The following is a 22,344-nucleotide window of genomic DNA, read 5'->3' on the forward strand; positions in this document are numbered from 1 at the left end:
GCGTGAGTCAAGAGGCACAAAACTACGGCCACGCCTCGGTTTGTGAAGGGGCAAAGCCTTGCGGCGGTAGGCCGGGAGGGTGATCGGGGCGTTGCCCGTGGCAGGGCTGTCGGCTGGGGAGGGATGGGGCCTGCGGACGCCGGGGTTGGGGACAGCCCTGATTGCCGGCTCGCGCGGCGGATGCTAGAGCCGCAGGCTCGGCAAGGGTGGAAATCCTTGAGGCCCGATCCCCCATCCGTCCTGAGCGCGCTGAACGAGGCCCACCGGTGCAGACGCAGAAGTTCCCCGAGCCCCGCACCGGCGAGACCGAGACGACGGGGCCGATCTCCTCCCCCGAGATGCTGAAGCGGCTGGGGCGGCGCTCCATCGTGCTGGTGGGGATGCCGGGCGCCGGCAAGTCCTCCGTGGGGCGGCGCCTCGCCAAGCGGCTGGGGCTCACCTTCGTCGATGCCGACGAGGAGATCGAGCGCGCCGCCTGCATGAGCATTCCGGAAATCTTCGCCCGCCACGGCGAGGCCGAGTTCCGCGAGGGCGAGAAGCGCGTGGTCGCGCGGCTGCTGCAATCCGGCCCCTGCGTGCTCGCCACCGGCGGCGGCGCCTTCATGAATGCGGACACGCGCGCGGCGGTGGGCCGTCACGGCGTCTCGGTCTGGCTGCGGGCCGATCTCAACACCCTGTTGCGGCGCGTGAAGAAGCGCACCGACCGCCCCCTCCTCGCCCAGGGCGACCCGGCGCAGAAGCTCGCCGCGCTCCACGCCCAGCGGGCCGACACCTACGCCCTCGCCGACGTGACCGTGGACAGCCGCGACGTGGTCCACGAGCTGGTGGTGGAAGAGGTGATCGGCGCCGTCCACGCCCATCTCGTCGCGCATCCCGAAAGCACTGCCATGGCGCCTCTCTCCTCCGCCACCGCCATCTCCGCCGAGGCGGAAGGCCTCCCCATGGGCGAGATCACCCGCAGCACCGTGCGCGTGGACGTGGCCGGCAAGCCCTATGACATCTATATCGGCCCTGGCCTCCTGGCCGAGGCCGGCACCCATGTGACGGCCCTGCGCAAGGGCGCGCGCGTCGCCATCGTCACCGACGAGAACGTGGTGGCCGCCGGCCACCTCGCAACCGTTGCCGCCTCGTTGGACGCTGCCGGCATCACTCACACCGCCATCGTCGTGCCGCCCGGCGAGAAGACCAAGGGCTGGCCGGGGCTGGAGCAGGTGGTGGAGGGGCTGATCGCCGCCCGCATCGAGCGCCGCGACCTCGTGCTCGCGCTGGGCGGCGGCGTGGTGGGCGACCTCGCGGGCTTTGCCGCCGCCGTGCTGCGCCGGGGCGTGGACGTGGTGCAGGCGCCGACGACGCTGCTTTCCCAGGTCGATTCCTCCGTGGGCGGCAAGACCGGCATCAACTCGCCCCAGGGCAAGAACCTCATCGGCGCCTTCCACCAGCCGGTTCTGGTGCTGGCCGACACGGCGGCGCTGAACACCTTGCCCGTGCGCGAGGTGAAGGCCGGCTATGCCGAGGTGGTGAAATACGGCTTGCTCGGCGACTACGCGCTGTTCGAGACCCTTGAGCGGGACTGGCCGGGCGTGATCGGCGGCGGGCAGGAGCGCATCACCGCCGTCGCCGCGAGCTGCATGGCCAAGGCCGCCATCGTCGCCCGCGACGAGAAGGAGACCGGTGACCGCGCGCTGCTCAATCTCGGCCACACCTTCGGCCACGCGCTGGAGGCCGGCGCCGGCTATTCCCAGCGCCTGCTTCACGGCGAGGGCGTCGCCATCGGCATGGCGCTGGCGTTCGCCTTCTCCGCGAAGCTCGGCCTGTGCTCGGGTCAGGACGTGACGCGGGTGGTGCGGCATCTGGAGGCCGTGGGTCTGCCGGCCAAGATCTCCGACGTGCCCGGCGAACTGCCCGACACCGACGGGCTGATGACACTCATCGCTCAGGACAAGAAGGTGAGCCGCGGCGCGCTGACCTTCATCCTCGTGCGCGGCATCGGCGAAGCCTTCATCGCCAAGGACGTGAACCCCGAAGAGGTCCGCGCCTTCCTCGCCGAGATGCGGTGAGGCCGCTCCCCGGACAAGCGACGGCGACGCCGGAGCGCTGATCCGGGGTCCAGCGCAAGACTCCCGCGCAGCGGTCAATGCCGGGGAGCGCCGGAGTTCGGAAGCGCCTTCGGCGGTCACTTGCGCTGGGCCCCGGATCGCATTCCGCTGTCGCTGTATGCGTCCGGGGCGCGCGGTGGCTTACCTCGCCGCCGGCGGCGCCTGCAGCACCGGTGCGGCAGTGGCGAAAAGAGCTTCCTTCGTGGGCGGCACAGGTGGGTAGATGCGGCTGCAATTGATGGTCTGCTTCACCGTCTTGGCGGCGGCGCCGGAGGCGACCAGCGTGCCGCGGTCCCAGCCGGAGGTGTAGACCGCGCCCTCCGGCCCGAGGTCCATCACCGTCACATAATCCGGCGCGGAGAAGGCGACGCGGTCCTGAAGCCGGCCGGCGAGATCGCATACCGCATTGTGCCCGGCGAGGCGGCCCATGGGGCGGGCGTGCTGGCAGGACATGACGGTGACGTGGCCGAGATCATCTGCCGCCGCCACCGCGCAATCCCCGGCGGCGAAGACAGCGGCGACGCCCTCCACCTTCAGAAAGGCGTCCACCGCCACCCGCCCCAGCCGGTCGAGCGGCACGCCTAATTGGCAGGCGAGGGGGCTCGCATGGGCGCCGGTGGTGAAGACGACCGTGCGGGCGGGGATGATCGTGCCGTCGGAGAGCGTCACTCCGTCCGCCTCGACAGAGGCGACGCCCGCATGGTCCCGCGCCTCCACCCCGGCCGCCACGAGGGCGCTGCGGACGGTGTCCGCCCCCGCGCCCATGGCGGCGCCGATCTCGCCATGATCCACCAGAACGACGCGCACCGGGGCGCCGGCGCCCAGCACGGTGCGCAGCCGGCGCGGCAGTTCGCAGGCGATCTCCACCCCCGCCAGTCCGCCGCCGATGATGACGGCGGTTCCGGCTGCCCCGTCGCGCGGGCCGGAGGCCAGGGCGGCAAGATGCGCGGCAAGGCGCTCGGCGCCGGCATAGCTGTCCACGTCGAAGGTGGGCTGGGCGCGGGGAATGTCCGGCACCGTCAGGGCGCTGCCGGCGGCGAGGATCAGCCGGTCATAGGAAAGCGGCCCGGCCCCCGTGGCGAGGGTGCGGGCGGCGGGATCGATGGCGCTCACCGCCGCCGCGATGCGTGTCACGCCGATGGGGGCGAGCAGATCGTCCAGCGGCAGCCGGATGGGGCCGAGGTCGTCCTCGTAGCAGCGTACGCGGATGGTGTGGAACGCCTCCGGCGCCACGAGCGCGATCTCCAGCGCGGCGGGATCGAGGCCGAACAGCTCCCGCGCCCGCGCTGCCGCCGCGGCACCCCATAGCCCGGCGAAGCCGCCTCCCACCACGATGATGCGCCGTTTACCCGCGTCTTGTGTCATTGCCGGAGCCTCCCGGCGCCAGCATAGGGCAGGCGCGGCGGGCCGGCGACGGGGATCAGGCGGGCGCGCGGGCGGGCTTCACGGGGCCGACATCCACCTGGATCTCGTCGCCCTCGATCTTGATTTCATAGGGGTGCAGCGCATTGCGCACGAGGTGGGTGGAGCATTTGCCGGTGGCGCAGTCGAAGCCCCACATGTGGTGGGTGCACATGAGGGTCTTGCCGTCGAATGTGGCTTCCGTCAGCGGCATGTCGGCATGCGGGCAGCGGCCGCGATAGGCCTTGATCTCCCCGCCCGCCGGCCATACCAGCAGCACGCTCTTCTTGCCGACCTGGAAAAGGCCCATCGCGCCCTCGGCGAGGGCATCCTTGTTGCAGATGACAGTGAAGGCCATGGCGCTCGGGTCCTGTCCGGTGAAGCTTCGGCAGGGCGCATCGCAAGATCAGGGCCAGCCCGGAACCGCTCCAATTGTCGGAAATCCGACGTTCCTATTTCGCCTCCCCGGCACGGGAAAGCGCGTCATAGAGCCAGCGCCTGAGGTCGCCCGCGAACAGGGCGCCGGCCACCCGCGCCACCTCATTGCGGTTGGCGATGAAGCTCAGGGTGGGGATGGAGCTGATGCGGAAATAATCGGCCAGCTCGCGCTCCTTGTCCGTGTCCACCTTGGCGAAGCGCACATGCGGCTCGAACTCCGCCGCCAGCGCCTCGAACACCGGCGCCATGGTCTTGCAGGGGCCGCACCAGTCCGCCCAGAAGTCGATGACGAGGGGCAGATCGCTCTCGGATGTATGGGCGGTGAAGCTCTCGGCGGTGAGCGTCATGGGCTTGCCGGTGAAGAGCGGCCCGCCGCAGGCCGGGCACGAAAGCGCGCGGGCATCCGCGCCGGCCGGCACGGGCGTCACCTTGTGGCAGGCGGGGCAGGCGATGGTCCGCAGGCGGGTGGCGGTGTCGGCTTCGGTCATCACGGCTCCTCGGGGCGCGGGCGTGGAGAATGGCCGAGCAAGAACGGGGCCGGGGAGGGGATGCGTCCCGCGGGGCTTGCGCTATGGTGGCGCCGGCCGCACCGGGCGGCCGAGATCGAGACCGCGTTTCCTGTCCGCGAACCGGTACCCCCTTCGCGGGGAAACGCTTTAGGGAATTAAGACATGAGCGCAGCGCCCCTCACCGTTATCGCCATCATCACCGCGAAGGAGGGGCAGGAGAGCGCCCTGCGCGCGCTTCAGGAAAAGCTGGTGGTGGAGACGCACAAGGAAGACGGTTGCCTGCGCTACGAGCTGAACCAGTCGCTGGACGACGGACGCATCCTGATCTTCGTTGAGACCTGGGAGACGGAGGCCAAGTGGCGCGCCCATATCGACGGCGCGGCGCTGGCGAACTTCGCCGCGGCCGGCGGGGGAGACCTGATCGCCGACAAGGTGATCCACCGAATGGCGCAAGTCGCCTGAGAAGGTGGCCTGACGACTAAGCGCCTGCCGGCTGAAATCGCTGAACTGCCAGGGCTTTGCGGCCGGTGCCCCGCTGCTTATGGGTGGATGACGAGGCCCCACCACATCCACGCCGTGAGCATGGAGAGCGGCACGCCGATGCCGATGACCAGCGCCACGAGGTCCGGCTCCAGATCGTGATCCAGCGCGATGATGCTGGCGCCCAGCATGGGCGGCATGGCCATTTCCAGCATCGCCACCTGCGCGATCGGATCGCCGGTCCGTCCAAGCGCCGCATACATCAGGAAGATGGCCAGCGGCGCCAGCAGCAGCCGATAGCCGAGCCCCACCGCCAGCGCCCCGACCCGGCCGGAAATGCGGTCCAGTCGAAGGGCAAAGCCCACGGCCGCGAGGGCGATGGGGGTGAGCGTCTGGGCCAGCGCCTCGACCAGATGGTCGAGCCACTCCGGGCGCTGCAGATCGTTGGTGGCGAAGGCGATGAGGATGGCCCAGAAGGGCGGGAAGGTGGCGATCCGCTTCGCCACCGCCCGCCAGTCGAAATGCCCCGCGCTCGCCACGGCGGCAATGGCGAGGCCCAGCGTTGACAGAGCAAGGTAGGAGCCGAAGAGGTCGATGACGATGCCCAGCCCCAGCCACTGGCTGCCGGCGAAGGCCGCGATCATGGGCAGTCCGACGAAGGAGGTGTTGCCCCAGCCGCCCACCAGCAGCAGTGCGCCCGCCCGCCGGTGCGACCAGCCGAAGGCGCGGCACAGGGGCACGATGACGAGGATGGCGAGGAGGGCGCCCATCCACGGCGTGGCCGCGGCCAGCCACCAGCTGTCATCCATCTTCAGGTGATGGACGCTCCGCAGGGCGGTGGCCGGCAGCGCGACATTGATGACCCAGCCGCCGAAGGCCTTCGTGGCGGTGTCGGGCAGCCGGCCGGACCAGCGCAGCAGGACGCCGATCAGGAGGCAGGTGACGATCAAGGAAATCTCGTGCATCCCGATGCCCCTCCCCCCGGGGCGGCGCCGCCAATCCCCGGGACAATGGCTTGGGCTTCACCTCAAGGGAATAGGCGGGGGCAGTGCTATCCGCCGAAGGACGCTCTGCCCGAGCCCATCATCGAGCGCGAGCGACGGCGACGGCCAAGGCGAGCAGCATCTCGTCCTTGCCGCGCGGCGCCATGGCGGAGAGCCCGAGCGGGCAGCCCTCCAGCGTCGCCAGCGGCAGAGAGATCTGCGGTGTCCCGGCATGGCCGGAGAGGCACAGAAGCTCGATGGCGCGGGCGCGGAACGCCTCCAGATCGGCCAAGGGCGTGCCGCGCAGGGGCGCGATGCCGGGCGCGGTGGGCAGAAGGAGGATGCCGTCCTCTCCCAGCAGCGCATCGATCCGGGTGCGCACCTGCGCCCGCAAGGCGCGCGCCTCGGCCACTTCGGCGGGATCGAGGGTGGCGGCGGCGGCGAAGCGCTCCTTCACGCCCGGACCGAAGTCCGGCTGCGCCGCGCGCACCCAGTCGGCATGCGCCGCCCAGGCATCGGCCGATTGCAGGATGCGGAAGGCATTGCGCCAGTGGGGCAGGGCGCCATGGGCCACGTCCACTGCCTCCGCCGGCCCATGGAGCGCGGTCATGCGCGCGACGGCCGGCGCCAGCGCCGCCGTCACCTTCGGCCCGGCGGCCTCGAACAGGTCGCGGGCCAGCAGCAGCCGCGGCGCGGGGGGCACCACGGGATCGCCCAGCAGCACGGCGCCGACCTTCTCGAAGGTCTGCGCATCGCGCGCGAACCAGCCCACCGTGTCGTAGGAGGGCGCCAGCGGGACGGCGCCCGCGATGGAGATGCGCCCGTGCGTCGGCCGCAGCCCGAACAGGCCGCAATAGCTGGCGGGCAGCCGCACGGAGCCGCCGGTGTCGGAGCCGATGGCAAAATCCACCAGCCCGCCCGCTGTCGCCGCTGCCGAGCCGGAGGAGGAGCCGCCGGGAATGCGCCCCGGCGCGGCCGGGTTGATCGGCGTGCCGTAATGGTGGTTCTCGCCGTTGAGGCTCCAGGCCATCTCATCCGTATGGGTCTTGCCAACGAGGCGCGCGCCGGCGCCCAGCAGCATGTCCACGACAGGCGCATTCTCGGCCGGCACCCCATGGCTCGCCAGCCACGCCGGGCTCCCGGCCGCGGTGGGCACGCCGGCCACATGGAACAGGTCCTTCAGCGCGAAGGTGAGGCCTTCGAGCGGCCCCGTGCTTGTGGGGGCAAGCTCGAAATGGCCATGGGAGACGAAGGCGTCGAGCGTGTCATTCACCGGCATGAGCGATCCGTGGGGCGGCGGGTGGCGAGAGGGCAGGGTGAGGTGACAAGGCTTATCCGATCCGCGCGCCCGTGTCTCCGCGTGCTCCAGTGGCTTCGCGTGCCGTGTGCTGCAACCGGGGCGGGGTTGGGCGGGGCGCCTGCTGCTGCTATCACCGGGCGGGCGCCCGAGGATCTTCAGCCATGTTCAACTGGAACGACCTGATCTTCTTCCTCGAACTGGCGCGGCAGGGGCGGCTGATGCCCGCCGCGCGGCGGCTGAAGGTGGACCACACGACGGTCTCCCGCCGCATCAGCGAGCTGGAGAAGGATCTTTCCCTCAAGCTGTTCGACCGCAAGCCCGACGGCTTCGTGCTGACCGAGCCGGGCCATCGCCTGTTCGCGGTGGCCGAGCGCATCGAGCAGGAGGCGGTGGGCGTCGAGGAAACCCTGCAGGCGGCCCCGAGCGCGCCGCGCGGGCATGTGCGTGTCGCCTCCATGGAGGGCATCGGCGCCTTCTACCTCGCCGAGCGCTTCGCCGAGCTGGCGGAGAAGGAGCCGGGGCTGGTGGTGGAGCTGGTCACCGAGCGCCACCTCATCAACCTCACCAAGCGCGAGGCGGACATTTCCATCTCCTTCGTGCCGCCGCAGGGCCAGCGCCTCGCCGTGCGCCGCCTCGGCGCCTTCCGCCTCGCGCTCTATGCGGCGCCGGACTATGTGCGGCGCTTCGGCATGCCGCGGACGCGGGCGGAGCTGCCCGCCCACACCTTCGTGGACTATGTGGAGGATCTGGTCGCCATCCAGCCGGTGCACTGGCTGTTGGACGTGCTGGAGCCGCTGAAGGTGTCGTTCCGCTCCACCTCCATGCACGCCCAGCAGAATGCGGTGGCGCGCGGTGCCGGCATCGGCCTATTGCCGCTGTTCTCGGCCAAGAGCAATCCGCGCCTCATCCCCATCCTCACCGACGAGGTGGTGGTGATGCGCGACATCTATGTGAGCGTCCACGAGGATCTGGAATTCATGGGCCGCTTCCGCGCCGTGCTCCAGCACCTCGCCGAGGTGGTGCAGCGGGACGCGGCGTATCTGACGGAGTTTTGAGGGGGAGGAGGGAGGGCGCTGCTCCAGTGGGCAGCCGTCGCCCTCCGGCTTGACCGGAGGGCCCATCCCTCCGCCTGAGCCATCACGCGAACGCCGGGCCAAGCACCGCTATGGGTCCTCCGGTCAAGCCGGAGGACGACGGGCAGGAAGGATCGGCGTCGCAGCCGACGTGGATCGCGGTGTCCCGCCCACGCGCCCCTACACCCGCTCCCCCGGCAAAAATCCCAGCAGCCCCGTTCCCGGCGCGCAGTTCACGTATTCGAACTGGTGCGTGTCGCCCTCGGGCACCACGAACACCTCGTGCCAGGTGCGCAGCTGGTTGGTCTTGCCGTATTTGCGATAGCGGGCGATGGCGGCGCTGAAAATGGCCTCGTGGGTGGGGTGGTGCTCGGCCCAGTTCTCCAGATGGCCGAGGGAGAGGAAATAGCCCAGCGCATGGGTCTCCAGCACCGGTACGCCGGCCGCGTCGCAGGTCTGCTGGAAGCGCAGGGAGGCGCAGCCGGCCGCCTCGCCATTCTCCTTCAGGAAGTCCATGCCCTTGAGCAGCGGTTCGCGCAGCTCGCGCATGTAGTTCTCCGCCTGCTCGGGATCGCAGCGGCCCCAGAAGGCGGCGGAGCGGATGACCGCGAAATTGTGCGGAATGGCGAGCCGCCAGCGCGCCCCCTTCGTCTCCCGCTCAACCGGCGTGAGGGCGGCTAGCGGGCTTTCCAGCGTGTCGGCGGCGGCGAGGGGAATGCGGTCGCGCATGGCGCCGTAATAGCCGCACCACGGCGTGGGATAGAGCGCCACGTCCGGTGCGGCGGAGAGGCCGCCGGCATAGTCCTGCCAGTAGATGCTCTCCTGCCGCTCCACCGGCACGGTCATGCTCTCGCGGAAATAGCCCGTGGGCTCGGTGAGGCGGGCGGCGTCGTCCCACCAGCCGGCGACCGTGGGGTGGGCGAGGAAGCGGTCGCGCTTCGCCTCGTCCAGCCAGTAGGCGGCAAGGATGTGGGTATAGAGCCCGTTCTGGTCGACGAAGGCGGCATGGTCGCTGACGGTCGGGCCATCCGGCAGGGCAAGCGCCGCCTCGATCCAGCCGAAGAAGGGGGAGGCGTGGACCTCCTCCGCGCTCTTGCCCTGCACGCCGTGGAAGGCGACGCAGAGCGCGCGGCAATTGTTGGCGAAGGCGGTGGACCAGCGCTGCACCACGGGTTCGAAGCCCTTCGGCTTGCGCAGGGGATGGACGCGGTCATAGACGGGCATGGCCATGGGTGTCGTTTTCCTCTATTGCCATCGGCCTCGGTCTTCGACCGATGCCAAGTGGGCCCGCTCATGCGCCGCGCGGGCTGTTCGTGATCTTGTTCAGTGAACGCCGAAATAGGCCTTGTGCAGCTCGCCATCGGCGGCGAGCGCGGCGCTGGTGCCGGACGCGACGACGCGGCCCTGGGCCAGCACGTAGCCGTCATCCGCCACATCCAGCGTCTGCCGCACGTTCTGCTCCACGAGGAGGATGGTGTAGCCCTCCTCCTTCAGCTGCCGCACGATGCGGAACACCTCCGAGACGAACAGCGGCGACAGGCCGAGGGACGGCTCGTCGAACACGATCAGCTCCGGATCGGTCATCAGACCGCGGGCGATGGAGAGCATGGAACGCTCGCCGCCGGAGAGGGTGCCGGCGAGCTGGTTGCGCCGCTCCTTCAGCCGCGGGAAGGTCTCGAACATGCGCTCCATGCGCCCGGCGAGGCGGTGGCGGTCCTTCTCCAGAAGGCCGCCCACCTTGAGGTTTTCCAGCACGGTCATGCGCGGCAGCACGCGGTTGCCCTCCGGCACGGTGGCGATGCCCAGCGCGGCGATGCGGTGGGTGGCGAGGTTGGTGATGGTATCGCCGCCGAACGCCACCGATCCGCGCCGCACCGGCGTCAGCCCCAGGATGGAGCGGATGAGGGTGGACTTGCCCGCCCCGTTGGCGCCGAGGATGCAGGTGATGCGGCCGGGCTTCGCCTCGATGGAGACATCGTGCAGCACGTCCGCCCGGTCATAGCCGGTGGTGACGCCCAAGACGGAGAGGCGGCGGGAGGCTTCGGGACGGGGAGTTTCGGGGCGGCTCATTGGGCGCCTCCGAGATAGGCGGTCTGCACCTCGCGGTCGGCGATAAGGGCATCGAACGGCCCCTCGAAGATCTTCCTGCCGAAGTTCAGCACGATGCAGCGGTCCGAGATGCGGCGGATGACGTCCATCTCATGCTCCACGAGGACGATGGCGAGGTCCGGCATCTCCTCGCGGAAGGCGAGGAGGTCGTCCATCAGCGCCCGCGTCTCCTCATGGGTCATGCCGGCGGAGGGCTCGTCCAGCAAAAGGAGGCGGGGTGCTCCGACGAGGGCGCGGCAGATCTCGATGCGCCGCCGGTCGATCATGGTGAAGCTGCCGGCCGGCCTGAACAGATTGGCCGCGATCTGCGGATTGAAGCGGCGGGTGAGGGCGGTCGCCCGCTCCACCAGCTCGGACAGTTGCCGACGGAAGCGGCCGCGCAGCACGAGGGCGGAGAGGAGGCTGAGGTCGAGCCGCCCGAGCGCCCCCAGCGCGATGTTGTCGAACACCGTCAGGTCCAGCATCAGCCGCGAGCGCTGGAAGGTGCGGGCGACGCCGGCCCGTCCGATCTCCTGCGCCGAGCGGGCGAACAGGTCCTGCTCGGCGAGCTGCACCGCCCCGGCCGAGGGCTTGTAGAGGCCGGTGAGCACGTTGAAGAAGGTGGTCTTGCCCGAGCCGTTCGGCCCGACGAGGCCGATGGTCTCGCCCTTGCCGACGCGGATGTCGAGGGCGTCGAGCGCGGTCAGGCCGCCGAAGCGCATGGTGAGGCCGGAGCAGGCGAGCAGCGGGCTCATCGGGAACCTCCCTTCACGAGCGCGGAGAAGTCGCGCACCGCGCGCGGCATGAGGCCGGAGGGGCGGAAGCGCAGGATGGCGATGACCAGCAGGGCGAAGATGACGAGGCGGAATTCCTGGATCGCCTGCAATTTCTCCGGGATGACGAGGATGACCACCGCCGCCACCACGGCGCCCCAGAGATTGCCGAGCCCGCCCAGCACGAGGATGGACAGCATGATGAGGCTGTCGCCGAAATTGGCGCTGTTGGGATTCACGAAGCCGTTCATCATGCCGTAGAGCGCGCCGGCGACGCCGATCATGGCATTGCCGAGCAGGAAGGCCGTGGCCTTCCAGCGGGCGATGGAGAGGCCGAACACGCTCGCCGCCACCTCGTCCGAGCGCACCGCATCGAGCGCCACGCCGACGAACGAATTTTCGAGCCGCCGCACCAGGAAGAAGGCGAGGCCGAACAGGGCGCAGGAGGCGAGCGCATAGGGCAGATAGAAGGAGACGTCGTAGGGGCCGATCTCGGTGACGCGGCTGAAGTCGAGGCCGAACAATGAGAAGGATTTCACCTTCATGCCCTGCGGGCCGCCCAGCACGTCGTTCACCTCCAGGAAGGCGCGCAGCAGCAGGCCGAAGGCGATGGTGACGAGGGCGGCGTAATGGCCGCGCGTGCGCAGCACCGGCAGCAAAAGCACCAGCCCCAGCACCGCCGCCGCGAGGCCGGCGATGAGCAGGACGAGAAGGTGCGGGATGCCCGTATTCCCCAAGAGAGCCGCCACATAGGCGCCCACCGCGAAGAAGGCGGCGCCGGCGAAATTGGGCACGCCGGCAAAGGCCATCTGCAAGGTGAGGCCCGCGGCGGCGGTGGCGAAAAGGGCGACGGTGGCCATCATCAGGAGCGTGTAATGCTCCTCGCGCAGCGCGGCGGCGATGGCGAGGACGCTGAGGGCAGCGGTGAGATTCACCGTGCCGGGATGGGCGCGGCAGAGGCCGACGACACGACGGCCCACGGGCACCTTCTCGGCCAGCGCGAAAACCGCGACGAAGGCGGTGAGCAGCGCGATCACCTGGCCCTGCTGTTCGGCATGGAGCAGGAAGCCGCCGCCGGCGAACAGGAGGGCCACGGTGGCGGCCACGGCGAGGCGCGCGCGGCCGCCGGTTCGGGCCGTATCGGCGGGAAGGGAGGGGGCAAGGTCCGCCATGCTCATCTCACACCCGCTCGCTGGATTTCTCGGCGATGAGGCCGGTGGGGAACAGGCCGATAAGGGCAATGATGACGGCGAAGGCCACCACGTCCTTGTAGGCGCTGGTGAAGGGCAGCACGACGGTGACGAGGGTCTGAACGCCCGCGAACAGGAAGCCGCCGATGATCGGCCCGATGAGGCTGCCGAGGCCGCCCACCACCGCGCAGGCAAAGCCGATGATGCCCAGCATGACGCCCATGTTGAAATTGATCTCCCGGTAGTAGAGCCCGAGCATCAGCCCCGCGAGGCCGGCGAGCATCGATCCCAGCGCAAAGGTGCCGAGCACCGTGCGGTTGAAGCTGACGCCCGCGAGCTGCGCCACCTCCTCGTCCTGCGCCACCGCGCGGATGGAGAGCCCGAGGCGGGTGCGGGTGATGACGAGGTGGGTCGCCAGCACCACCGCGAGGCCGGCGAGGAGGATGATGACGCTGTCGATCCCCACGCTGAACGATCCCGCCTTCAGCACGCCGTCCGGCAGCAGGGCCGGGAAGGGCTTGGGATTGCCGCCATTGGGCACGCCGAGGCGGATGGCCTCGCGCAGCACGGTGCCGGCCATCAGCGTCGCCAGCAGCACGTTGACGCCCGGCGCGTTCTTCAGCGGCAGCACCAAAAGCCGGCCGATGATGACGCCGGAGAGCGCGCCCGCCCCCAGCGCCGCGATGAGCCCCACCGCCAGCGCCAGCGGGCCGGAGAGGCTGACGAGCCCCGCCATCAGCCCGGCCGCCCCGAAGGCGGAGAAGGCGCCCACCGTCACCACGTCGCCGTGGGAGAATTTGATCACGTCGAGCACGCCGAAGAACAGCGAGAAGCCGACCGCGACGATGGCGTAGATGGTGCCGAGCATCAGCCCGTTGAACAGGTACTGGGCGAGAAGTCCGGGATCCATGGCGGGTCTCTCAAGGGGAGCATAGGCCGGCGCGCTGCAAGAAGGGCGCCGGGGGCGTGTTCAGATTTTTCCCGGCCGTCATGTCCCGGCTTGTCCGGAAGTCGGCTGTTGCCGACTTCCGCTCATCGCGTGGGAACTCGGCGCCAGCCGAGTTCCGGGGCATCCACTTCGCCGAAAACGCCGCGTCTGCGAAGGATGCGCCGGCCCCGGCTTCCGGGTGGATCCCCCGGACAAGCCGGGGGATGACGGTGCGGGACGACGGGGAGCGGCCGTTATCCCTGGGCGGAGGTATCCGCGAGGCCCCTCAGTTGCTCGCTGCCTTGCCCGGCAGCTTCTTGGTGCCCGTCGCATAGGCACTGTCGGGCCAGTAGACCCACTTGCCGTCCTGCGAGACATAGACGTTGGCGGAGACGATGTTCTGCCGGTGGTCGTCGAAATTGATCTCGCCCACCAGCGCCTTGTAGCCCTTGGTGGTGTTGAGCACGTCGCGCACTTTCTTGCGGTCCGGGCCGGCCTTCTCGATGGCGTCCATGATGAGGTTGGCGGCGGAGAAGGCGAACGGGCCGTAGGCGTCCGGGTCCTCGCGATAGCCGGCCTTGGCATAGGCGTCCATGAAGGCCTTGCCGTCGGCATACTTGGTCAGCGGCGCGCCATTGTGGAACGAGACGGTGCCCTCGGCTGCAGGGCCGGCGCCCTCGATGAAGCCGGCGCTCATGATGCCGGAGACGCCGGCAAGCTGGGCGGGGATGCCGAGCCGGTCCATCTGCGAGCGCACGCGCACGCCAAGCGGGGTGAGGCCGCCGATGAACACCACGTCCGGCTTCAGCTCCTTCACCTTGGTGAGTTCGGCGGTGAAGTCCTGCTGGTCCGGCGGCACCGGGAAGGTGGCGAGGATTTCGCCGCCCTGGGGCTTCAGATTCTCGGCGAAATACTTGTTCTGGCCCTTGCCGTAGTCGGTGGTGTCGTGGATGACCACGAAGGTCTTGAAGCCCTGCTTGGTCAGGAACTCCGCGGCCATCTTGCCTTCGTTGATCATCGTGCCGTTGACGCGGTGGATCTCCTTGTAGTCGTTGCCGTAGGTGATCTCCGGCAGCACCGCGCCCCACACCACCACCGGCAGGCCGAAGCGGTTGTAGGTGTCCACCGTCGCGATGGCCACCGCCGAGCAGTAGTGGGTGATGCCGGCGATGATGGACTTGTCGGAGGCCGCCTTGGTGGCCACCTGCACGCCCACGTTCGGCTTGCACTCGTCATCGAAGGGCACCAGCTCGTAGGTGTATTTGGCGTCGGGCTTGGCGTTGTGCACGTCCACGGCCAGCGACGCGGAATTGCGGCCGCCGAGGCCGGTGGCGGAATTGCCGCCGGTGAGCGGGCCGATGAAGGCGATCTTCACCGTGTCGCGGGCCAGCGCGGGCGCCGTCGCCAGCGACAGTGCGGCGAGCGCCGCGCCGGCGACGTTGAGCAGTTTTCGGCGGGCAAGCATTTGATCCGTTGCCATGTGATGATCCTCTGGAAGGGTTTGTTCTGGTGAGGCCGTGCGGCGCCGGTCGTTGCCGGCCCCGGTCGAGGAAAAATCAGGCCGCGCCGTCGGCGAAGAGCATGTCCGCCGTGGGGTCGAGCGCCCCGTCCTCGGCGGCGCGGGCGATGGCTGCGCCCTCGGAGAAATAGGCCGGCTCGCGGGCGGAGCGGTCTACCTCCAGGTGGAACACGTCGAAGCGGTTGTAATAGCCCACCACGTCATGGAACTGCTTGGGCTCCACGCAGCGGGCGGTGTCGATCTCGGCGTAGAGGATGCCCTCGTGCTCGCCCAGCACCTCGCCCACCACCTGGGAGGTGGGATCGAGCACCATGGAGATGCCACGCGGGGAATTGTCCATCACGTCGAGGCTCGCCTTCCCCATGCTGCCCATGGCCTCGCGCATGGCGGCATCGACGAAGCCGGAGGCGACGATGTTGAACACCTTAGCCTCGAAGGCATGGGCGCCGGCGCGGATCTCGATGGCGCGCTTCAGGTCGTAGGCTCCATCCTCCTCGGGCGGACGGGTCGGCCAGATCGGTGGATAGGAGGAGATGTGCACCTGCTCCCCCTGCGCCATCAGGGCATAGCGCGCGAGGGGATTGGTGTTCTCTCCGCAGATCAGCATGCCGACCCGGCCGATCTCGGTGGCGGTGACGCGCAGGCCGCGCGCGTCGCCATTCGCCCACACCAGCTTCTCGTAGAAGGTGGGGACGAGTTTCCTGTGGTGGTTGAGGATCGCGCCGTCCGGCCCGATCAGCACGTTGGAATTCCAGATGCAGCCGACGCTCGCATCGGTGCCCTCGGTGAAGCCGAGGGAGACGTGGACGCCGTGCCGGCGCGCCGCCATGCGGATGGTGCGGATGGCGCCGTCCGAGAGCTTCTGCGCCTCAGCAACCAGCGCGCGGAAGAAGCCGTGATTGTAGATGGGCGCCTGCAGCGCCGCCCACACCGGGAAGCCCGGCAGGAAGGATTCCGGGAACACCACCAGAGCGGCGCCGTTGGCTGCGGCCTCGGCGATGAGGTCGCAGGCCTTCTCGGCGGTCTTGTCCGCATCGAGGAACACGGACGAAGCGTGGCAGGCGGCGGCCTTGAAGCGGGGATATTGGACGGTCATCGGGCTCTTCTGCCAGTGGGGCGGCGGTGGGTACGCCGGCTCATGATGGCGTGGCGTCCCGTGCGCGGAAGGGCGCAAATGTGCAGGGGCACTTGCGCATATTCCTATGCGGCAGGTGTGGGCGCGGTTCCCGGGCCGGCGCCGGGGGTGCTTTGCCTCGACAGGGCGCAATTGCCCGGCTGCGCGCCGCCTCTGGATGAGGCGCGGTGCGCAAAGGATGGCCTTCGGGCCGACCATCGCCCTCTTTGCGCACCGCGCCTTGCAAGATTTCCGATGGCGCGGCGAGGTTCGGGAGCGGCCAATATCCGGGTGGCGCGGCCAAGCGCCCCGCCTTCGCCCATTGCCTTGCGGGAAGCGGCGAAGAATGATCCTTGCGAAAAATGAGCGCGTCGCCGGTTCGGGCTGTAACGTTCGGGTGGGCGCGTGCGAACTGACCCTCGGGAACGTGTAGATGGACGACCGCGAACTGCGGTGGGCGCAATTGATGCGGAGCGCGCTTGCCGGCGATGGCGCGGCCTATGAGCACTTGCTCCGTGAGCTGGCGCCCGCGCTGCGCATGGTGGTCCAGCGCCGCCTTGTTCGCCTTGGAGCGCCCACGGCGGAGACGGAGGACATTGTGCAGGAGACGCTGCTGGCGGTGCATTTGAAGCGGCACACCTGGCGCACCGAGGACCCCCTCGGGCCCTGGCTTTGGACCATCGCCCGCAACAAGATGGTGGACCATCTGCGTCGGCGGGGGCGGCGGGTGGAGGTGCCGGTGGAGGATTTCGCCGAATTTCTCCCGGCGCCGGAGGAGCGGCCCGACACCGGGGCCATGGAGGTGGAACAGCACCTGGCCCTGCTGCCGCAGAAGCAGCAGGCGGTGCTGCGCTCGGTGGCGGTGGAGGGCGCCTCCGTGGCCGAGACGGCGGAGCGGATGCGCATGACGCCCGGCGCGGTGCGCGTGGCGCTGCATCGCGCCTTTGCGAGCCTTTCGGCCCGCCTGAGGGAGGAGTGAAGGAAAGACGTGAAGACGGATGACCTCATACGCGCCCTCGCCGCCGATGCGCGGCCGGTGCGCAGCTTCAGGAGCACGCTGGTGCTGGCGCTCGTCGTCGGCGTCGTGGCGGCGGCGTGCGTCTTCGCCCTGCGTCTTTCGCCGCGGCCGCATCTTCTGACCCAGCTGGTGGAATGGCGCCTCGCCTTCAAGTTCGCGGTGACGCTCACGCTCGCCGCATCGGCGGTGGTGCTGGCGCTGCGCCTGTCGCAGCCCGGCGCGCCGGTGGGACGGGCGGCGCGGACCCTGCTGGTGCCGGCCCTTCTGCTTGCGGCGGGTGTCGCGTCCGAGCTGGTGACGACGCCCGCGAGCCAGTGGCGGGCCGAACTCGTCGGCCGCTACGCCATCTATTGCACGACGCTCATTCCCATGATCGCCGCCCCGGCACTGGGCGCGCTCCTCCTCGCCCTGCGGCGCGGCGCCCCCACCCACCCGACGCTGGCCGGCGCCGCCGCGGGCCTCGCGGCGGGCGGCATCGGCGCCGCGCTCTACGCCCTCCATTGCGTGGACGATTCCCCGCTGTTCGTCCTCGCCTGGTACAGCATCGCGGTGGCGGTGGTGACGGCGGTGGGCGCGCTCGTGGGTAGCCGATTGCTGCGCTGGTAGGGCAGGGGCTCCGGTTCCCGCGCCGCCGTTGCCGCGGGTTGCGAACGGGCGGCTCTTCGGCGGCCGGCGCCGCCGCCCGGCACTGTTGCCCTTTGGTCGCTTGCCGGCTCCGTCTTCCGCCTGCCGTTCCGTCACCGCCTAGACCGCGCCACGGCGCTTAGCTACCCCTAATTGCAACTCTGGTCAGGGAGAGTTGCGGTCATGGCGGCAAAGGCGAAAACCGGCTTCAGCGGGCTCGATAAGAGCAAGACGCTGGCCGAGAACACGGTGAATGCGGGTCCGGTGGTGCTGGATTCGAATGTGACGTTTGTGGCCCCAGCGAATGCCGCTTTTATGGATGCCTCATTCACGGTGAGCATGGCCAACTCAACCGCCCTCGATCATTTCAGCATATCCCAAGTCGGGGGCATCACCTTCTACGAGAATTCTGATCATACGGCTGAAATATACTATAATGACTTTTATATCGGCAGGGAGACAACGGCCGGAACCGATCAGTCTATGAATATAAGCCTTGTACAGGGTGTGACAGGTGAGGAAGTCTCAGCGCTCGCGCGTGCGATCTCCTACTCATATTCGGGCGACGTGCCATCGACTGCTGCGCGAGCGGTGATATTCTCGTTTTCTTCCCCTGGCGCGACCTCCTCCGCCACCATGCAGCTCAAGCTCAAGCCGGAAGGGGATGCGCCGAAATTCTCCAATCTCAGCCCGACGCAGGCATTCCGGCCTGCAGCCGCGACAGCCGGCGTTGTCATCGACGCCGACGCCCATGTGACCAATCCCGATGGCACCGGCTTCAAGAATGGCAAGCTGAGTGTGCATCTGGCGGGTGGAACATCGACGGATGAGTTTTATCTCTCGGCCGGGGCGTTCAGCATCACCGGCACGAAGCTGTATCTCGATGGCAAGCAGGTCGGCACAGTGTCCGCCAATGGGCTGTCCGGCCACGATCTCGCTTTCAGCCTGAAGTCCGGCATCTCCGATGCCCAGATGAGCGCGCTACTGGATCAGGTGTCTTATCGTTCGACATCTCCGACGGCGCCGACGAGCGCGCGCGACGTGACATTCACCGTCACCGACGCCGACAAGGGCGTGGCGAGCGGGCATGTCTCGCTGTCGTTCGAGAACCATGCGCCAACGATCGGGGCGACCAGTTGGGCAGGGGATCCTGTAATGCTTTCGGCGACCGCTACAGGGCAACCGGGAAGCGGAGCGAGCTGGACGCCGGTTATTTCGCCGGATGGCACCAAAGTGGCCTTTCTGTCCGGTGCCGCGAACCTCGTGGCGGTGCCGGCCGGTGGAGATTTTCCGTCTGTCTTTAATCAGCAGGTCATGATCAAGGATCTCGTGACGGGCGGCGTGGTGGTCGTTTCATCGGATTCCCAAGGGCGGATCAGTAACGAGAGCAGCACCGGCGATATCGTGTTTTCGCCGGATGGCCACAAGGTTGCGATTGTGTCGCTTGCATCCAATCTGATTCAAGGTGATACGAACGGCGTCGCTGATATCTTTATCAAAGACTTGGATACTGGTTCCATCACTCGCGTCTCCACCGACGCGCAAGGCGGGCAAGGGAGCTCTTCAAGCGAGCGGCCGGTTTTTTCGCCAGATGGAACCAAAATCGCTTTCCAATCCTATTCCCCCTTCGTTGCCGGAGATACTGGGCACAACGACATTTTCGTGAAGGATTTGTCGACTGGCGCGATCACCCGTGTCTCGACCTATGCCGACGGCAAAGAATTCGGAGCCAACAGCGATGATCCCGTCTTTTCTCCAGATGGGACCAAGATCGCCTTTGTTGCAACGGGGTCGGAGGCAGGGCCGGGAGCTGTCGGAAAATCAGCATATTACATTAAAGATCTCGTGACCGGCGAAATTAAGTTCATTTCCTACGCTGGCGGCTCCACGCCGATAGCCCCGGTCTTTTCTCCGGATGGCACCAAGTTGGCCTTCCTTTCCTATGTGGCGGATCCCACTGTCGGGTCATCGCACGGATCGATTCAGGTATTGGTAAAAGATCTAAATACAAGCGATGTGGCCGTAGCGAGCTCGAGTGCGCAAGGTGTTTTCGGCAACGATTCGAGCTACGGAAGTATGTCATTTTCGGGCGATGGTACGAAATTGGCTTTCGGCTCGGACGCGACGAATCTCGTAGTTGGGGACGATAATCAATATATGAGTGTTTTTGTGAAGGACCTGAATACGGGCGAAATCGTTCGATTTGGAGGCGATGGTGAAAGCTCATGCCCTGTTTTTACGCCCGATGGGCGGTATATTATATTTCAGTCGTATGCCTCGAATATTGTCGCCGGAGACACGAATTCATCCAGTGATATTTTCATCGCTTCTATCGGCGCGCCCAATGTCCATGGGCCAGTTGTCATCGACCAGAGCGGTCTGAAGAGCCTCTCTACCTCGGGTGCCATCCAGTTCGCCGATGCGGACACCTCCGACACCCACACCGCCAGTGTCACCAGCCCCGCCGATGCGCTGGGCACGCTTACGGCCAAGATCGTCAGCGATGCGAATGGTGCCGGCGTCATCCAGTGGTCCTATTCGGTGGACGAGGCCAAGGTGGCGCCGCTGGCCGAGGGCGAGACGCGGGCGGAGACGTTTGTGGTCAAGCTGACGGATGCATCCGGTGCGGCCGTGACACAGGATGTCACGATCACGCTGGTTGGTACCGGCGGTGGAGCGGGCCCGCAGGTTTCGGCCCTTTCCTTCTCCGCGCAGCCATCGGTGGGCACGGAGGGCATCGTCTCCGACCCCTTCGCCACGCTGAAGGCGGCCGCGTCCGGTGCGCCGGACGATCTCTCCGCCGTGTTCGCCACGCTGGAAGCGCGGGCGGCGGGGCTGCTGGAGGCGGCGTCGCACGCTCATGGGGCGCTGGCCGCGGATCATCTGCCGGACCTCCATCTCCCGGCGGCGGTCGCCGACTATCTCGACGCCATCGGTTCGTCCCTCCTCGACCATGCCCAGTCGGCGCACCCCGCGCTGGTGCACGAGCTGTCCGACCGGGCGGAGGCGCTGGCGGCGCATGTGCATGACGTGCTTCATCCCGTGCACGGGAGCGCGGATGCGCTGATCTGATCCGCGGACGGCGGCCATCGGTGCTCTTGCCAGAACGGCGCGCACCGTGCCCATCTAGGGCGCGGCTGTTCCGGGCGGGAGGCAGGCGATGTCGCAAAGCGAGGGCCGGGGCGGGGCGCGGGACAGAGGCGGCCTTGATCGCCGCAGCCTGCTGAAGGGCGCGGCGGCGCTGGCGGTTGCCGGCGGCGTCGGTTCGGGCGCACGGGCTGCGCCCGGCGGGCTCATTGATGCGCACAGCCACAGCTGGGGCGGCGACCTCGCCCGCTATCCCATGGTCAACGGCCAGACCGCACGCGACCGCGATCCGCCGGACTACGACATCGACACCGTGCTGGCGCGGGAGACGGCCATCGGGGTGTCGCGGGTCGTTCTGATTCAGCACATCGGCTATTTCGGCTTCGACAGTTCCTATCTGACGGATGCCGCGCGGGCGCATCCCGGCACCTTCGCGGTGGTCGGCGCGGTGGACGACCGGCGGGCCGACGCGCCCGAGGCCATGCGGGCGGCGAAAGCGACCGGGGTGAAGGGCTTCCGCCTGAGGGGCGTCGATACCCGATCCTGGCTCGCCTTTCCGGTGATGGCGACCATCTGGGCGACGGCGGCGGAAGAAAACCTCGTGCTATGCCCGCTGCTGCGCGACAGCCCGGACATGAGCGACGATGCGCTCCTTCATATGGCCGAGCTGTGCCGCCGCTATCCGGCAACCAGCGTCTGCCTCGACCACATGGCCCATGTGATGCCCGGCGACACCCGCCAACTGGACCGGCTCTTGGCGCTCTCCGCCTTCCCGGGCGTGACGGTGAAGGTCTCCGGCCTCAACAAGTTCGACGCGCCCCCTTACGACCGGGTGATCCCGCAACTCGTCGCCCTCATCGCCGCCTTCGGCGCGGGCCGGCTGATGTGGGGCAGCGACATGCCGGTGCTGGAGCGCGAACCGCCCAACACCCTCCAGGCGGCTTTCGACTTCATCGCCCGCCGCGCGCCCCTCGACGATCAGCAACGGGACTTTCTGCTGCGGGGAACAGCCGAACGGGTGTTCTTCGGCGGATAGGGGCTGTGCGCGCCCAGGTTGTGCGGGGAGGGGTGACGTAGTTTTACCCAGCGTCATTTCCTGTTTTTCTCTGTAATTCGACGAATGCCGCAAGACGAACCGAGCCGTTGGTTGCGTCATCCTCATCTTCGCTGGTATTCTCGCGGCCTTCGGGACACGAACACACGCAGGGTGAGATGCGGGGCGGGGCAGGCAGTGAGGCGCGTGACCGCGCGGCCGGATGGGCCGGGCGCGCGCGCTCGGCTTTGCGCCTTCCGGTCGTCCTGCGCCTTCCCGTTGCGCTGCGCCTGCTTTTCGTCGTCCTGATCCTCGTCAACGGTGTCGCCACCTTCGTTCAGGCGGGCAATGCCGCGGGCCTCAGATGGAATGCGGTCCAGGTCGAAGGGCTCGTCGCCGCTGGCCTGCTGTGCGAGCACGAGAGCGGGCAGGCGGGCTCTTCCGCCCCCGATCAATCCCCCGCCCATCCCTGCTGTGCGGACTGCATCGCCTGTCCCTGTGCTGACGGGATGCTGGCGCCGCCGCCTTCCCCCGTCGCCCTCGGTGCCGTGGGCAGATTCCACATGGTGCGCGCCGATCTTCCGGCCGCCCAGCTTGCCACCCAATTTCCCTTCAAGCGCGGGCCGCCGCCGCGCGCACCTCCCCACCTCGTGACCGCCATCACGGCCGCCTGAACCGGCGCGCGAGCGC

General features: G+C 68.4%; 20 protein-coding genes. 8 read left to right on the forward strand and 12 right to left on the reverse strand.

Annotation, left to right across the window (positions count from 1 at the left end; genetic code table 11):
• Nucleotides 1-338 precede the first annotated feature (338 nt).
• Entirely contained in the window at nucleotides 339-2,057 is a 1,719-nt protein-coding gene (aroB, locus tag XAN126_RS27640; RefSeq protein WP_081762815.1) for a 3-dehydroquinate synthase, read from the forward strand.
• Between the two features lie 180 nt (nucleotides 2,058-2,237).
• On the opposite strand, the gene XAN126_RS0108660 is transcribed toward aroB, so the two are convergent.
• From XAN126_RS0108660 to trxA, 3 genes are all read right to left on the reverse strand, one after another.
• Nucleotides 2,238-3,461: an FAD-dependent oxidoreductase gene (locus XAN126_RS0108660; protein WP_029876919.1), complete on the reverse strand. Its 1,224-nt coding sequence runs from the start codon at nucleotides 3,459-3,461 to the stop codon at nucleotides 2,238-2,240.
• Nucleotides 3,462-3,516: 55 nt separating this feature from the next.
• Nucleotides 3,517-3,855: a Rieske 2Fe-2S domain-containing protein gene (locus XAN126_RS0108665; protein WP_024278198.1), complete on the reverse strand. Its 339-nt coding sequence runs from the start codon at nucleotides 3,853-3,855 to the stop codon at nucleotides 3,517-3,519.
• Nucleotides 3,856-3,949: 94 nt separating this feature from the next.
• Complete coding sequence (trxA, locus tag XAN126_RS0108670; protein WP_024278199.1) at nucleotides 3,950-4,423, reverse strand: thioredoxin; 474 nt, start codon at nucleotides 4,421-4,423, stop codon at nucleotides 3,950-3,952.
• Between the two features lie 183 nt (nucleotides 4,424-4,606).
• Here trxA and XAN126_RS0108675 point away from each other — a divergent pair, with 183 nt between their 5' ends.
• A complete protein-coding gene (locus XAN126_RS0108675) occupies nucleotides 4,607-4,906 on the forward strand; it encodes an antibiotic biosynthesis monooxygenase family protein (RefSeq protein ID WP_024278200.1) in 300 nt (99 codons plus the stop codon).
• A 77-nt stretch (nucleotides 4,907-4,983) separates the two neighbouring features.
• On the opposite strand, the gene XAN126_RS0108680 is transcribed toward XAN126_RS0108675, so the two are convergent.
• Entirely contained in the window at nucleotides 4,984-5,889 is a 906-nt protein-coding gene (locus XAN126_RS0108680) for an AEC family transporter (RefSeq protein WP_024278201.1), read from the reverse strand.
• A 118-nt stretch (nucleotides 5,890-6,007) separates the two neighbouring features.
• On the reverse strand, nucleotides 6,008-7,186 hold the full coding sequence (locus XAN126_RS0108685) for an amidase (protein ID WP_024278202.1): 1,179 nt from the start codon (nucleotides 7,184-7,186) through the stop codon (nucleotides 6,008-6,010).
• Nucleotides 7,187-7,368: 182 nt separating this feature from the next.
• Between XAN126_RS0108685 and XAN126_RS0108690 the strand changes: the two genes are divergently transcribed.
• Entirely contained in the window at nucleotides 7,369-8,262 is an 894-nt protein-coding gene (locus XAN126_RS0108690) for a LysR family transcriptional regulator (protein ID WP_024278203.1), read from the forward strand.
• A 198-nt stretch (nucleotides 8,263-8,460) separates the two neighbouring features.
• Here the strand turns inward: XAN126_RS0108690 and XAN126_RS0108695 are convergent, their stop codons facing one another.
• The 7 genes from XAN126_RS0108695 to XAN126_RS0108725 form a co-directional block, all read right to left on the reverse strand.
• Nucleotides 8,461-9,510 (reverse strand): phenylacetaldoxime dehydratase family protein, encoded by a 1,050-nt coding sequence (locus XAN126_RS0108695; protein WP_024278204.1) that lies wholly within the window; start codon nucleotides 9,508-9,510, stop codon nucleotides 8,461-8,463.
• A 93-nt stretch (nucleotides 9,511-9,603) separates the two neighbouring features.
• A complete protein-coding gene (locus XAN126_RS0108700; protein ID WP_024278205.1) occupies nucleotides 9,604-10,350 on the reverse strand; it encodes an ABC transporter ATP-binding protein in 747 nt (248 codons plus the stop codon).
• A complete protein-coding gene (locus tag XAN126_RS0108705; protein WP_024278206.1) occupies nucleotides 10,347-11,123 on the reverse strand; it encodes an ABC transporter ATP-binding protein in 777 nt (258 codons plus the stop codon). The genes XAN126_RS0108700 and XAN126_RS0108705 overlap by 4 nt, the downstream gene beginning before the upstream one ends.
• Nucleotides 11,120-12,313 carry a branched-chain amino acid ABC transporter permease gene (locus tag XAN126_RS0108710; RefSeq protein ID WP_051460817.1) on the reverse strand — a complete coding sequence of 398 codons (1,194 nt, stop codon included), beginning with the start codon at nucleotides 12,311-12,313 and terminating at the stop codon, nucleotides 11,120-11,122. The genes XAN126_RS0108705 and XAN126_RS0108710 overlap by 4 nt, the downstream gene beginning before the upstream one ends.
• 7 nt (nucleotides 12,314-12,320) lie before the next feature.
• The gene (locus XAN126_RS0108715; protein ID WP_024278208.1) at nucleotides 12,321-13,241 is read right to left on the reverse strand and encodes a branched-chain amino acid ABC transporter permease; all 921 of its coding nucleotides are present in this window, start codon (nucleotides 13,239-13,241) and stop codon (nucleotides 12,321-12,323) included.
• 304 nt (nucleotides 13,242-13,545) lie between these two features.
• Nucleotides 13,546-14,739, reverse strand: coding sequence for a branched-chain amino acid ABC transporter substrate-binding protein (locus tag XAN126_RS0108720; RefSeq protein WP_245272233.1), 1,194 nt, complete (start codon nucleotides 14,737-14,739; stop codon nucleotides 13,546-13,548).
• Nucleotides 14,740-14,815: 76 nt separating this feature from the next.
• Complete coding sequence (locus XAN126_RS0108725) at nucleotides 14,816-15,874, reverse strand: carbon-nitrogen hydrolase family protein (protein ID WP_024278210.1); 1,059 nt, start codon at nucleotides 15,872-15,874, stop codon at nucleotides 14,816-14,818.
• A gap of 451 nt (nucleotides 15,875-16,325) precedes the next feature.
• On the opposite strand from XAN126_RS0108725, the gene XAN126_RS0108730 reads away from it, so the two are divergent.
• The 5 genes from XAN126_RS0108730 (at nucleotide 16,326) to XAN126_RS0108750 (ending at nucleotide 22,328) form a co-directional block, all read left to right on the forward strand.
• Nucleotides 16,326-16,871, forward strand: a complete 546-nt coding sequence (locus XAN126_RS0108730) for a sigma-70 family RNA polymerase sigma factor (protein ID WP_024278211.1) — start codon at nucleotides 16,326-16,328, stop codon at nucleotides 16,869-16,871.
• Nucleotides 16,872-16,880: 9 nt separating this feature from the next.
• Nucleotides 16,881-17,516 carry an NrsF family protein gene (locus tag XAN126_RS0108735; protein WP_024278212.1) on the forward strand — a complete coding sequence of 212 codons (636 nt, stop codon included), beginning with the start codon at nucleotides 16,881-16,883 and terminating at the stop codon, nucleotides 17,514-17,516.
• A gap of 201 nt (nucleotides 17,517-17,717) precedes the next feature.
• On the forward strand, nucleotides 17,718-20,606 hold the full coding sequence (locus tag XAN126_RS26990; RefSeq protein WP_024278213.1) for a VCBS domain-containing protein: 2,889 nt from the start codon (nucleotides 17,718-17,720) through the stop codon (nucleotides 20,604-20,606).
• 88 nt (nucleotides 20,607-20,694) lie between these two features.
• Nucleotides 20,695-21,657: an amidohydrolase family protein gene (locus XAN126_RS0108745; protein ID WP_024278214.1), complete on the forward strand. Its 963-nt coding sequence runs from the start codon at nucleotides 20,695-20,697 to the stop codon at nucleotides 21,655-21,657.
• Between the two features lie 245 nt (nucleotides 21,658-21,902).
• Nucleotides 21,903-22,328, forward strand: coding sequence for a hypothetical protein (locus XAN126_RS0108750; RefSeq protein ID WP_024278215.1), 426 nt, complete (start codon nucleotides 21,903-21,905; stop codon nucleotides 22,326-22,328).
• Nucleotides 22,329-22,344 lie beyond the last annotated feature (16 nt).

The organism is Xanthobacter sp. 126 (assembly GCF_000526175.1).
Classification (GTDB): domain Bacteria; phylum Pseudomonadota; class Alphaproteobacteria; order Rhizobiales; family Xanthobacteraceae; genus Xanthobacter; species Xanthobacter aminoxidans.